9 protein-coding genes are annotated in these 12825 nt (G+C 57.9%); 2 read left to right on the top strand and 7 right to left on the bottom strand.

Annotated features, from left to right (window positions below):
* Positions 1 to 4: 4 nt before the first annotated feature.
* The 5 genes from COMA2_RS10855 to COMA2_RS10835 form a co-directional block, all read right to left on the bottom strand.
* Positions 5 to 3238, bottom strand: a complete 3234-nt coding sequence (locus tag COMA2_RS10855) for a DUF4347 domain-containing protein (RefSeq protein ID WP_090897710.1) — start codon at positions 3236 to 3238, stop codon at positions 5 to 7.
* A gap of 174 nt (positions 3239 to 3412) precedes the next feature.
* The gene (locus tag COMA2_RS10850) at positions 3413 to 5554 is read right to left on the bottom strand and encodes a site-2 protease family protein (RefSeq protein WP_090897708.1); all 2142 of its coding nucleotides are present in this window, start codon (positions 5552 to 5554) and stop codon (positions 3413 to 3415) included.
* Between the two features lie 3 nt (positions 5555 to 5557).
* Positions 5558 to 6925, bottom strand: coding sequence for an efflux RND transporter periplasmic adaptor subunit (locus COMA2_RS10845; RefSeq protein WP_090897706.1), 1368 nt, complete (start codon positions 6923 to 6925; stop codon positions 5558 to 5560).
* Positions 6926 to 6928: 3 nt separating this feature from the next.
* Entirely contained in the window at positions 6929 to 7708 is a 780-nt protein-coding gene (locus COMA2_RS10840) for an efflux RND transporter periplasmic adaptor subunit (protein ID WP_090897703.1), read from the bottom strand.
* Positions 7686 to 9260 carry a TolC family protein gene (locus COMA2_RS10835; RefSeq protein ID WP_139077280.1) on the bottom strand — a complete coding sequence of 525 codons (1575 nt, stop codon included), beginning with the start codon at positions 9258 to 9260 and terminating at the stop codon, positions 7686 to 7688. The genes COMA2_RS10840 and COMA2_RS10835 overlap by 23 nt, the downstream gene beginning before the upstream one ends.
* Positions 9261 to 9590: 330 nt before the next feature.
* On the opposite strand from COMA2_RS10835, the gene COMA2_RS10830 reads away from it, so the two are divergent.
* Entirely contained in the window at positions 9591 to 9839 is a 249-nt protein-coding gene (locus tag COMA2_RS10830) for a hypothetical protein (RefSeq protein ID WP_090897697.1), read from the top strand.
* 71 nt (positions 9840 to 9910) lie between these two features.
* Positions 9911 to 10273, top strand: coding sequence for a response regulator (locus COMA2_RS10825; protein ID WP_090897694.1), 363 nt, complete (start codon positions 9911 to 9913; stop codon positions 10271 to 10273).
* A 78-nt stretch (positions 10274 to 10351) separates the two neighbouring features.
* Here the strand turns inward: COMA2_RS10825 and COMA2_RS10820 are convergent, their stop codons facing one another.
* Together COMA2_RS10820 and COMA2_RS10810 are read right to left on the bottom strand one after the other, a co-directional pair.
* Positions 10352 to 11794, bottom strand: a complete 1443-nt coding sequence (locus COMA2_RS10820; protein WP_090897691.1) for a high affinity choline transporter 1 — start codon at positions 11792 to 11794, stop codon at positions 10352 to 10354.
* Between the two features lie 572 nt (positions 11795 to 12366).
* The gene (locus COMA2_RS10810; protein ID WP_090897684.1) at positions 12367 to 12822 is read right to left on the bottom strand and encodes an SGNH hydrolase domain-containing protein; all 456 of its coding nucleotides are present in this window, start codon (positions 12820 to 12822) and stop codon (positions 12367 to 12369) included.
* Positions 12823 to 12825: the final 3 nt, after the last annotated feature.

Raw genomic sequence — 12825 nt, 5'->3', positions numbered from 1 at the left:
GCGCTCATTTCACGCTGCCGCTTGCGCTTGGCTTCTTCACGCCGGCGTTCATGCTCACTTCGGCTGATCGTACCGACCTGCTGCGGGCCAGCGTGCCGCCGGGTGACAGGGTCGCCTTGAATCCAGCCAGTAAGGCCCCATTGCGGATGGCCCAGGAGATAAACCCGACGGACAATGTCGTGCCCGTTAACGCCACAATCCGAGTGATCAACCCATGCCGCTCTTCGGACACCCCAACGGTGTGATCCAACGAGACGGCCAGCTCGTCGAGCTTGGCCAGTAAGAGCTCGCTCACGGACGGCTGTCCTTCTGGCGGTTCAGGCACGAGTACCGGAGCCGGCTCAACCGGCAGCACCGTAAAGAGGGGCTGGTCCTTGGCCGGATTCATCGGCTTTCTTAGGTCGTCGGAGAGGCGGGAATCACTGCGGTCGGCCTGTGAATCGGTCGCGAGCAGGACCGGGCTCGGCGGACGAAAGTCCGCTGTCCTCACGCGTGAGCCGGGCAATATCGGAGACGGAGAAAATGCGTCTGTCGATGGTTCGGCTGGACTCGGACTCAATGGACTTGAAGCAACCAGCCCTGGACCAGTCTGACTCGGCGGTGTTGTCGGCAGCAGCACTGGTGGGATAAGCGAAGTCGTTGGGGTCCTCTCTGCCACGTCCGTCACCGTCACCTGAATGGTCTGTGTCGTGCTGGCCCCTTGGCTATCGATCACTTGTACCTGCACAACATACACATTATCGCCGTTCGCATCGGTGGCCACCTCGAAATTGGGAGACGCGGTAAAACTCAGCGCACCGGTGACGGCATCGATCGTGAACAACGCCTGATCCGGCCCACCACTGATGTCGTACGTGAGGGCCTGCGCCGGCAGATCCACGTCAGCGCCGGTCACAATCGTGACGGCACTGACATTCTCCGCCACATTGACTGCCGCAGTTGATGCACCACCGCCACTCGTAATGGTGGGAGTATCATTCACGGGGGTGATCGTCAGAGTCATAGTCGTCGCGCCCAGTGTTCCCCCTGCCCCATCACTTACAGTAAACGTGAAACTGTCGCTGGTGGTTTCAGATCCGTCGTGCACATAGACCAGACGATTCGCGGCAATATCGGCTTGGGTGAACGTACTCGTCGAAACTCCAGGAGCGGTTGTGAGCTCCAGCCGTCCATACGCCGGACCCGTTCCGATGGAATAGGTCAACTGCGCCGCCGCATGCTCGACGTCCGTCACGGTTAACTCGCCACTGCCGATCGTATCGGTCCCGCCTTCTGCAACCGTGCTTCCGGAGTTCACCGCCACCATGGGCGCATCGTTGACCGGCGTGACATCGATGGTCAGGGTATTGGGCGTGGCATCGTAGGCATTGTTGCTGTCCCGCACAGAGAAGGTGAAGGTGGCATAGCCCGTCCCATTAGCATCGGCCGATGGTGTAAAGGCCAAGTTGCCCGCTGTAAGATCGGCCACCGTGATGATCTGTCCTGCCGTCACGGAAGTCCCCGAGAGCGTGAGCATGCCGGCCCCCGGCAGCGTGTCGATCCGCACCGCGCTCAGACTGTCCCCGGCGTCCACGTCGCTGAACCCAAAGTTGCCGCTGGTGAACGTATGCGCTGCATCCTCCGTGACGGTCACGGTCGCATCGGCCCCCGTCGGCGCTTCGTTCACGTTTATCAGGTTAATCGTGAAGGCTTCGTCATAGGTCAAGCCCCCGCTATCCGTCACCCGCACCGTCACGCTATGACTCATGGCTGTTTCGTAGTTCAACAAACTGCCATCGGCCACCGTGATCTCACCCGTCGCACTGTTGATCGCAAAGCGGCCGCCGGCCGTATCCGTCAAGCTATACGTCTTAGCGTCCCCGCTGTCCGGGTCCGTCCCGCTGACGATTCCCACCACGGTACCATTACTGGCATTCTCCGCCACCGTGTCGCCCGACAATGAAAGATCTGTCGGCGCATCGTTGACGGCCGTGACCGTCACCGTCGTGTCATAGGTCGGACTGGCGCCGCCATCGCCATCGGTCAGCGCAAACCGCACGGTGCGCGCCCCCGTGGTCGGCGCAGCCGTGTCGGTGTTCTGATAGGTGATGTTCCTCACCAGCGCCGTGACCGCCGTCGGCGTGGCGCTGGCGTTGAACGTGATGACGAGATTGCTGCCGCCGCTGCCCCCCGTAACTGTCCCGATGGTCACGCCCCCGTAGGTCACGGTGCTGCCGCTCACCCCGATCTGCCCCACCCCGGTCCCTTGATGCCGAATGCTCAGCACGTCCTCGGCCGGGTCGCCCCCGGCCGGAATCGAGACGCTGAGGGTCCCGGTGTCGAAGTTCGTGCTATCCACATCCGCCACCACCGCGTTGCCGCTCTCAATGACCACCGCCCCCGCCCCTTCGCTGTATGCCCGGGTGTCACCACTCAAGTTCGTGATGGTCGGAGGCGTTTCACCGGCAAGCAGGCCGACCCAATCAACCTGAGTATGGTAGTCGATGGCCACCTCTGTTTCGACGGTCCCTGTTTGAATCTCCAGGTCCCAATCGCCGCCCAATCCGGCATACCCCGTGTCGTCAGTGCTGGCCGCGACATCGGCCCCCGTTAACAACGCAAGCTGGTTGACGGCAGCCTGCCCCACGTCCCCTTCCGCAAAGTCGCAGCCGTAGACGAGGATGTCGGCCTGCCCTGACAGCGCCTGTCGGATGGTGGCGAGTTCGTCGACGTACTGTCCCGACATACTGTCGATGTTGAGCGTGCCGGTGCCGAGCTGCAGCGCGCCGACGTCACCATGTGATATCACGTGAATGGCGTCGATACCGGTGCGTCCGGCCAGCGCGCTTGCCATCTGCTCGACCCCGTCTTGCCCACCGTCGAACATGATCACTTCAATGTTGGGGTTCATCCCGTTCAGGAGTTCTCGGTAATTGGGCACGGTCGGATCGACGAAGACCACTTCTGTCGTGGACTCGCCGGAGTTATAGGTCATAATGGCTTGAAGCAGTGCTTGTGACTCACTCACTCCCATGTTTGGCTCGCCACTGCCTTCCGCGGACACAGCCGACTCGGCTTGCTCCTGCGCGACTTGTTCTTGATTCACCTCGGCCGCCGTGGTTGCCGCGGCTGCATCGAACATGAGTCGCGGTTCGAGTGAAAGCAGGGATTGTTTTGTTCTCGGAGTCTCGGGCGTCTCTCGAGCCGGCTGGGGCTTGATATCCGCTGAGGTCGGTTTTGGCTTCTTACGAAAAAGCATGACGGCGTACCTGGGAATTGAGATGGCCTGTCAGGTCTTCATCGGCTCAAGACGGTCGATGCTGGAGACCCTCTTGAAACCGAGCAAATTTCTGTCCGGTGCGAGAAGGTATCGACGAAACGAATGTGCCTTAACCTCCACTAACTAGCTGACTGGCGCGATCACGTCTGTATTCTAGAACCCGCTTTCCCTGATCAAGACCGAGACCGTCTGATCCCAAACCCTCCGCGCCACGCTGGATGGCTGGCCCTGGATCTGGACATGGCCGACAGTGGCTTGCTCGACAGGCGAGGCTGCCTGATCGACCTGCAACCGCACACGATAGACCGAGATCTCGGGACGCAGCCGGTCCTTGTCATCCTTGCGCACCGGCACATCGCCGCCATAGATCGACGCCAGGTACGGCAGGGTAAACTCACGTTCATCCACTTCGGCAATCTCTGTGACACGCGCCTCGATGGATGGCCTGGTCAAATCCAAGGGGATGAATCGTGCCGGTTGCCCGACTTCGACATAGGCCAATTCATCAACCGGCACGAGGCCTTCAATCTCGACATGGGTGCCGTCGATCAGATAGGCCACAGGCAGTTTCCGGTCGATCCACCGGCCTACAGTCAGTGAATCGGCCCGATCTCGGACGATCCCCGTGATCGGAGCCTTCAAGATCAAGTTGTCACGTTTCGCTTCCAACCCTGTCAGTTCTGCAAGCACGGCTCGCAGTGACTCCCCAATGACCTGTCGTTGATCACGATCTTGACCGTAGCCCGCCATGCGTCCGAGCCGATACTCCCATTTCTCGACTTTGGTTTCGGCCAGGTGGACTTCCTTCTCCAATGATGGATTCTCCAGGATCACGAGAGCGTCTCCTGCTTTGACCACCTGCCCGTCGTGCACCAATACTTGTCGGAGACGCCCCGGCGTCGGCGCAAAGATGGTGGCATAGGACGAGGCGTGAAGGACGGCCGGAATAGAAATGCTCGTCCGCAGTGGCACGAGTGTGAGCACGAGCACCACACTCGCGCAAGCGACTGTTCCCCAGGTGCGGGCCGATGCGGCATAGAGGGTACGGTTTTTCCACCACTCCGTCATTTCGCGCGCGATCGGCATGGCGATGAACCACACAATCTCGACGAGAAAGAGAATGATGCCGAGCGCTTTAAAAAAGTAGTGGTACACCATGACGGCAATGCCGGTAAACAGAATGAGACGGTACAGCCAGATCGCCCACGCGTAGGCCACCATGGTCTGCCGCATGCGAGCCGATACCGACTCCGGCGGTGCGCTCTGGTGGTCAAAGAGCAGGGTACGCAGCTTCCATTGTCCAAACACAAAGGCTCTGTCTTGCAGGTTGGGAATCCCTAACCCATCCGCCAGGACATAGTAGCCGTCGAAACGCATAAGCGGGTTGAGATTGACCGCGAGGCTCATCACCAGGCTGGTCGTGGCGACGATGAACGCGATGCTTCGTGCGGTGCCTTCAGGCAGAAATCCCCAGGCGAAGAATGCGACGGCAGCCAGCCCCAACTCGGCAATGACACCCCCTGCCGCAATCAACAGGCGTTTCCGTTTTGAAGTGAGGCGATAGGAGTCCGACACGTCGGAGTAGAGGACCGGCATCATGACCATGAAGGCTACGCCCATGGTGGGAACGCGGCACCCAAATCGCGTGGCCGTATAGGCATGGCCCAGCTCGTGAACCACCTTGATCACGCCAAGCGAGAGACCATAGAGAATCGCGCCGTGCCAGTTGAAGAAATAGAGAAACGTCGAGACAAACGCATCCCATTGGCGGCCGACGAGGATCAGCCCAATCAGCCCGATAGCGCCGAACGTCCAGCCGGCCGTCGCCGTGTACAGCGGTGCCACGATCGGCAAGGTAGCGCTGAGGAAATTGTGCGGATGGACCAGGGGGATCTTGATGAACAGATAGTGGTGAACCAACCACATCAGCCAATTATGCTGGCCGGCTTGGGCCTGGGTTTGGTAGTCGGTATGCTTGCCGCTGGCGGATTGTTCGGTCAAATTGTTCGTATACAGGAACTTCACTAAGTCTTCCACGTCCTCGGCGGTCGTCCGACAGGTCGTCTCACGTGCCATCGCGGCATGGAGCTTCTCGATCGTGCCGGCATTCCATCGCTGAATCATCTGATAAACCGGCCACTCGATCTGGAAATACCGGTTGCGAATGGGATCCACGATCGTCCAAGTCGGCACGCCGTCGGGGGTCGGGGTTCCGCGATTGAATTGGAGGTTCGAGCGAAGCGGGGGAAGCTTGTGTTCCTGCGATTTGGCGTCAGGTGATCCCGGGTTCATCATGGCCTACCAGCCTATCCATTGTCGAAGCGCCATCAGCGGCCTGCGCAGGAGCAAGTAGGCGAGCGGTCCTTGTTCGCCATATACCTTGGCTGTGCCTTGCCAGCCGATACGGATGCGCGGATCCGGCTGTGCGAGTTGCGCAGTGACGCGGTAGGCGAGGATGTCGCCCGGCAACACTTCCGCATGGTAGCCGGCATGGACGATCGTTGCCGGAAACGATTCCAACGCGAGCGCGTTGAGAAATATCAAGGCATCGGCTCCGTCCTTGAGCACGATGGCATCGGCCACCGGCAGATCAATCCGCAATTCGATCTGCTTCGGATCGGCGATTTCCATGATCCGCTCACCGACGGTGACAGGCCGGCCGGTCCAATCGGATTTCTCGGAATAGAGAAGCAGGCCCGCCTTCGGCGCGCTCACTTCAACTTGATCGAGCATTTCTTTCGCATACGTCAGCTCCGTTTGCCGGAGATCCATCTCCGCTTCTCTCAGCGGCACCTCGGCCTTGCGCTGCGGATCGCCGAACCCCCCTTGGATGGCTTGGCTCCGTTCTGCTCGAGCGACGGTCAATTGTTTCTCTGCGACCAGAAATTGATTTCGCAGGTTGGTGTCTTCGTATCGAAACAACGTGGTCCCTGCTTGCACCATTTGGTTCGGATGCACAGGCACGTCGGCAATGACGCCGTCGATCGGCGCGCTTACGACCACCGGGTCTTTCGCCATGACTTTCACCGGCGCCACGGCGGAAATCCGGATCGGGAGACAGAGGGCCGCAATCAGCGCCACGGGAAGCAGCCACCAGGTGGGACGCTTGATCTTCTTCGACCAACTTCGTTCCTTCCTCGACAGGGCCTTCCAGGCATACGCATAGCTCCCAGCCAACCGATGGACGATCGCCACATCGTTCTCTTGCCATGAAAAGTCCCGCTCAAACCACCATGCTCCCAGGAGCGTTTCGTCCGGATGTTGTAAGGGACACCAAAAGACCTGCCCCTTCACAAATTCCCGCCAGCCACCGCGAAGCGATTCAGGCAGCAGCTCTTCCGTGACGACCATCGGCTGCTCGCTCGGAGCGCCGGCACGACGAAGCGCCTGCACCGCCTGTTCGAGCCACACGATCATTGGGGCATCGCGATCCACGACGGCGACGCTCGACGCATTCAACACACGATACGCCTCGTCCCCCCGACTCAGGTTACTGAGGAGAAAGGCCTGCTCATACGGAATCAACCGTCTGGTTTCGTTGACGGAGAGAAACTGCAGCTCTTGGATCGTTTTGGCCGCGCGGATCTGCCCCTCCAGGTGCGTGAGGGCCGCCAGGTGAATCAGCGTTGGAAGCTGTTGTGTGGTGGGTTCTACTGTCGTGGCCATCGTTTACGGTTGCTCTACGAATTGCGCCGTGCCGCTCATCCCGGCCAAGACCTCCGGCAGTAATTTCTCGAAGGCCCCTATCACCTTGATTGTCTGACTGGCGGCATCCACCGACGCCCCGATTTCTTTGATCCTGGCCGGATACTTCCGGCGAGTCTCATCTACGACAAAGGTAAACGGCGATTTCCGCTTGAGCCAGGACAGTGATGAGGACGGCAGCACCAGCTCGATCTCCAGGCTGCTGTCATCCAACAAACTGATCAACTTGTCGTTGGGAAACACATTCTCATGTTCATTGACCATCACACTGACGACACGGCCGCCGAATGGAGCCGCAATCTGGCACCCTTTCACATTGACCGCCGCGACACGAATCGAAGCCGATGCCTTTTTGGCTTCCGCCTCCGACGTTTCCAGGTCGAGGTTACTGACGGCATTGAGTTTCCCGAGTTCGACGTTGTTCTTGTACACTTTGTCTTTGACCTCGTGTTCGGCGATGGCGACCGCCAGCTCAGCCTGGTACTTGTCACAGTCGATTTGGACGAGCATGTGCCCTTTTTCGAACCGTTGCCCTTCCTTGTATGGAAGCATGCTGACGCGTCCCTGGACTTGAGCATAGAGCACCGCCTGTGCCGCCGCCTTGACGATTCCGCGCGCGACACCATGATCCACCCGTGTGATGTGAGCCGTTTGGTCCCCTTTCGACCATCCGGTCGAAGGGACACCCACGACGGCGGCAAGGAACACCGGCACCATCACGCTATTGCGCCACTGGTATCGCATGACCGGCCGAGCTCCTTTCCTCCTCCGACATCGTAAACCCACTGGGTTCCCAATATTGTCTGATCGAATCGGCGAGTTGAGCCAGGCTTTGTTCGCCTGGCGCCGCTGGAACGGCCTCCTCTCCGAGCGACGCCATCAAAGTGGCGTACGCTGTTTCCAATCCCGATCGCGCGGCGTCCAATCGCACATCGGCGGCCACATCATTGACTTGCTCTCGGATCAACGTGAGATCGTTTGTCCTTTGCGTGATCCACATATTCTTTGTGTGCTCGACGATCGCCGCCTGTGTTCGCTGATAATTCCGCGCATCCTGATATTCCTCTTTGGCGTGGACGAACTGCGCCGCGCCGACGTGCACCTCCGTCAGAATGGACAAGCTCAACGCCATACTTTGGGCATCCAACATGTGTCCGTGGGCTTCGATCGCCTTGAGCTTAGCCGGCGTTCGAAACACAGACAGTAAATTCCAGCTGACCTGCGCCGCATAGGTCAACCAATTTTGATAGAAAAGGAAACTGTTGCTGTTGTAATACCCACCGAATGAAACTTTGAGACTGGGGAACAGCTCCAAGAAGACGGCCTTGACCTCCTTGGCATTGATACGCTTCTTGTAATCAATGGCGCGCAGCTCAGGCCTGAGCATGAGCGCCTGTTCTTCCATCTTTTCGCTGTCCAAGTTGATCACCGGCACCACGGTTTCCCGCGGAGGTATGACCAGGTCAAACGGCGTTCCCGGCGGCAACCCCATCATAGAGGCCAATTGTGTTTTGGCCGTACTGAATTCACGAAACAGTCGTCGCACCTCCCGCTGAGTATTCAGCAGATCCCGTTGATAGTTGAGCGGAGTCAGCGGAGCCTGCAGCTTTTGATCGACGATGCGTTGGGCGCTCGTCAACGCCTTGGTGACCGATTCATTCAAGAACTGGATCCGCGGCAGCACCCGTTCCGCGCTCACGGCTCGCCAGTAGGCGCTGCGAACTTCCTGTACGAGGCGGACGGCGATCCGCCGTTTTTCCTCCTCGGCGATCATCACGTTGTCGGCGGCCTGTTGCGCACGTACGAACGACAACCCAAAATCCAGCACGTCCCAACTCAAAGCAAGATTCCCGGAGACGATGTTCTTCTCGGCGGAGGTGAACGGTTCAACCGCTTGGCGGCCGGTGACGATCGATTGTCCGACACCACCGGCGAAGTTATTACGCCCATCAAACCCGGCATTGGCCGAGAGCTGGGGGAGCAAGGAATAGTGCGCAATATTGAGCTGTTGATGCGCCAGCTGCACTTGGATGGTTTTGACTTTCGCGTCCAAGTTGTACTTCAACGCGCGCGCGACGGCCTCATAGAGGCTGATCGGCCCCACGACCGGCTCTTCAACCGATGAAATCGCCTGGAAATCTTTCACCATTCGAGCCTTCACGTCTTCCTTGTTCAACGCATGGGGTTTGATGAGGCACCCGCTCAGTGAGAACAGAGCCACCAACGCCATGGCGGCCCATCTCACGGTACGACCCGCCCCAATCCGCACATGTGGAAACATAGTGATCTCTGCCACCGAGGACCTCGATCTCTAGTGACTATGGTTATCCAATGGTGATATCGGCTGAGTAGCGGGGGAACTTGATTAAACCGAAGAGAATGGAGCTGAACTGCGTTTATCTATTGAGGAACCAGCTACAAGTGGCTCAGACGGCCAGCTAGGCAAGGCCTTTCACCTGGCTTGGTGAGCATCATGGCTTAAATCATTGATAAGTAAGCGATTGGCGACTACTCGTCTCACAATATCCACCTTCCGAGTTACCCCATCCGAGTCTATTCATTCTCCGGAATTCCGATACCTTTCCCTCATGGCGCACGTTCCATCACTTTTAACCAGGAGAACATCATGACGAAGTGTACCCGTTGCCAAGGTCTGATGGTCGAGGATCATTACTTGGATTTCGAAGGTACCTACGGTCATATGTGGGCCAAGGCACACCGCTGCATGAACTGTGGGAGCGTCCACGATTCTGTCATTGAACAGCACCGGCTGGCCAAACCACAACCGGCGCTCGTGCTCGCGAACGGTAAACTCCATGACGAGGCCGATGATTGCGACGAGGACGCCCAACCCGTCGTCTTACGCGCAGCGTGATGCCGTCTATCAGATTAGAAGTGCATAGGACACGGGCAATATGCCGGTCCGATCCTGAGAGGATGTGAGACGTGGCTTCTATCTTGATCGTTGAAGATGACGCGCCGGTTCGAGCCTTATTGCGAGATATTCTTGAAGAAGACGGCCATCACATTCGTGAGGCCGAGAATGGCCAAATCGGCCTGGCGCTGTATCGCGAATCGCCCGTGGATCTCGTGATCACCGATGTTTTGATGCCGCAACGGGACGGAATGGAAGTGACGCTCGCGCTGACGCAGGAATTTCTAGATGCTCGAGTCATCGCCATGACCGGCGCCACCGGCGATCAGAACTTTCTCAACGTCGCGAAACTCTTCGGCGCCCGGCGCGTGATTCAAAAGCCTTTCACGGTGGAAAGCATCCGACGAGTCGTGCGTTTCACGCTTGACCATTAATCCCTCCAACTATCCCTCCAACTCAACGGGTCGGGCAACAAAACCACTCCATCACCAAGAACCCAGGGAGCCCCTACCCTACCCATCCCGTATGCCCTCTCGGGCCTCGTGAGAAGCAAGCCCCTGTGACGGCCACAGCGATCCCACGAGCATGCCGATGGCAGCCATCACAAACCCAACGAGCTGTGGGGGCCAGACGTCGGTCGGCTCGCTGACCAGCTCTGACGCCAGCCAGCTCGTAAGCCCGGCGACAATGGCCCACAGCGCACCCTGTGTCGTCGCTCCTTTCCAATACAGTCCGGCGAACAATGGAATAAACGCGGCAACCAGGGTGACCTTGTACGTGCTCACCACCATTTTATAGATTGTGGCATCGGACCACAGGGCAATGATCAACACCACCGATGCAAAGCCGATTAAGACGACCCGCATGAGACGGAGAAATTCCGCATCATTCAGGTTGGGCAAGAGCGGCTTGACAACGTTCTCACTCAAGGCCACCGACGGCGCGAGAAGCGTCGCGCTTGAGCAGCTCATAACGGCGGAGAGCACAGCGCCAAAGAAAATGATCTGCGCAGCGATCGGTGTGTGTTCCAAGATCAATGTCGGCAAAATCAACTGTGAATCTTGCTCCAGCAGGAGGCCGAACTTTGCGGGATCGATCAACGTCGCCGCATAGGCAAGAAACATCGGAACAAAACAGAAGCTGAAATAGAGCACCGCGCCCAGCAGCGCACCGCGAACGGCTGTTCGTTCATCCTTCGCCGATGTGATCCGTTGAAACACATCTTGTTGCGGGATAGATCCGAGCATCATCGTCATCCACGCTCCGACAAAGGGAACCCACGCGGTGAATGTCGCGGGGGGAAACAAATCCAATTTACCGGCGGCCGCCGCCTGCTCGATGACCGTCCCCACTCCACCCGCGAGATCACTCACAAGTGATGCGACATACAGCAACCCTCCCATGATGACTGAAATCTGGACGAAATCTAAAATCGCGACGGAAAACATGCCGCCGAATGTCGTATAGGTCAGGACAATAGCCGCTCCGATCACGATACCCACCGACTGGCTGACGGCGCCCTCTGTCACCACATTGAGCACCAAGCCCAGTACTTTGAATTGGGCCGCCACCCAACCCAGGTAGGAGGCCACGATGCAGAACGTGCACAGGACTTCGATGGTGCGGTTATAGCGAAATCGATAATAGTCACCGACCGTCAACATGTTCAGTCGATATAACCGTGGGGCAAAAAATAGTCCGGCGAGCATCAGACACATGCTGGACCCGAATGGATCGGCAACCACTCCATGGAGACCTTCTTTGACGAACGTCGCCGAGATGCCTAATACGGCTTCGGCGCCGAACCACGTCGCAAACACCGTCGCCGTGACGATGGGCAGCGGCAAGCTTCTTCCCGCGACCGCAAAATCTTTCGAGTTCCGCACCCGGGTCGCGGCGAATAGACCGATGCCGACAGACAGGAGAAGATAGAGGATAACGAACGAGAAGACCACGCGCGCAGAATACGGCTATCTCGGCTTGCAATCAATCGATATTCAGGAAAGCCTCGGGCAGGCAGATTGGCCGTTGGGGCATTTTGATTGGTTCAGCAACGAAAGTAATTCTTCCCTGAAAGACCCGGAGCTCGCATTCAGTGGGCTGTTGACTTCGATCACGTTTATCGACCCATCGTGCAAATGCGGGGATTGCTCGGTCACCCAATGGCTGACCACTCTGACCCTGGATCCATCACGAAGCACATGGACAAGCTGCCCTTCCCATCGTCCCTTCGTACGGAGCTCATCCTCGATCACCTTGAGCGGAACAGGGAACGCCGTTTTAAGGAGTTAATGGGACGTCGCCCCCAGAACATCGTGCGGTCCCCATCCATACAGCTTCTTCGCTCCATCACTCCAGTATCGGGATCGTCCCATCCAGATTGCGAACCATGAGCGCGGCGGTGGAGATGGTGTGAGCTTTCGTCGATCGATCCAAGGCTCCAGGTAGCTCTTCTTCATATCCTCTCGTCAATAGACCATGCGTCAATTCCGCTACGAGCACAGAACCTGGCAACGTTAAATGAAGCTTATCCCCCAAATACACCACTCCGTCTATCCCCCATCAATTTCCCAAGCTTGTAAATATACCGACTAATATCGACGGAGAATGAAGCCGGCTGAGAATAGATGATGACTCGACGATCCTTCAATTTCTCAAACAACGCATCGAGATGAACCCGAAATTCTTCATCGCCGATTTTTTCATACGTTTCCAACCATCTACTCGACACAATGATTCCATCCGCCTTATTGTTCGGGACATAGTCATCCACAAACCAGTCGTAGAAGTCCGTGCACCGACGACCCTTTGTCACGCGCAGGGCACTACGACTCCCTCCGGTGAGTTGGATAATCTTATCCTCGCCAAGAACCCGCACAAGACCTGGATACAAATGAGCCGCAAGACTGTCTCCATACAAGATAAATCGTTTGGAGGATCCGGCTGGATCCTCGCTCGGCTGAGCAGACGAACCCTGCGCCAAGTC

Origin of the sequence: Candidatus Nitrospira nitrificans (assembly GCF_001458775.1) — a bacterium.
GTDB classification, from domain to species: Bacteria; Nitrospirota; Nitrospiria; order Nitrospirales; family Nitrospiraceae; genus Nitrospira_D; species Nitrospira_D nitrificans.
Note: the sequence above shows the minus strand (reverse complement) of the source record. Positions and strands in the feature narration are given on the sequence as shown.

Excerpts from the sequence above, each read along its gene's own strand:
- COMA2_RS10855 (WP_090897710.1), bottom strand. The coding sequence starts at position 3,238 with ATGCTTTTTCGTAAGAAGCCAAAACCGACCTCAGCGGATATCAAGCCC.
- COMA2_RS10850 (WP_090897708.1), bottom strand. The coding sequence starts at position 5,554 with ATGATGAACCCGGGATCACCTGACGCCAAATCGCAGGAACACAAGCTT.
- COMA2_RS10845 (WP_090897706.1), bottom strand. The coding sequence starts at position 6,925 with ATGGCCACGACAGTAGAACCCACCACACAACAGCTTCCAACGCTGATT.
- COMA2_RS10840 (WP_090897703.1), bottom strand. The coding sequence starts at position 7,708 with ATGCGATACCAGTGGCGCAATAGCGTGATGGTGCCGGTGTTCCTTGCC.
- COMA2_RS10830 (WP_090897697.1), top strand. The coding sequence starts at position 9,591 with ATGACGAAGTGTACCCGTTGCCAAGGTCTGATGGTCGAGGATCATTAC.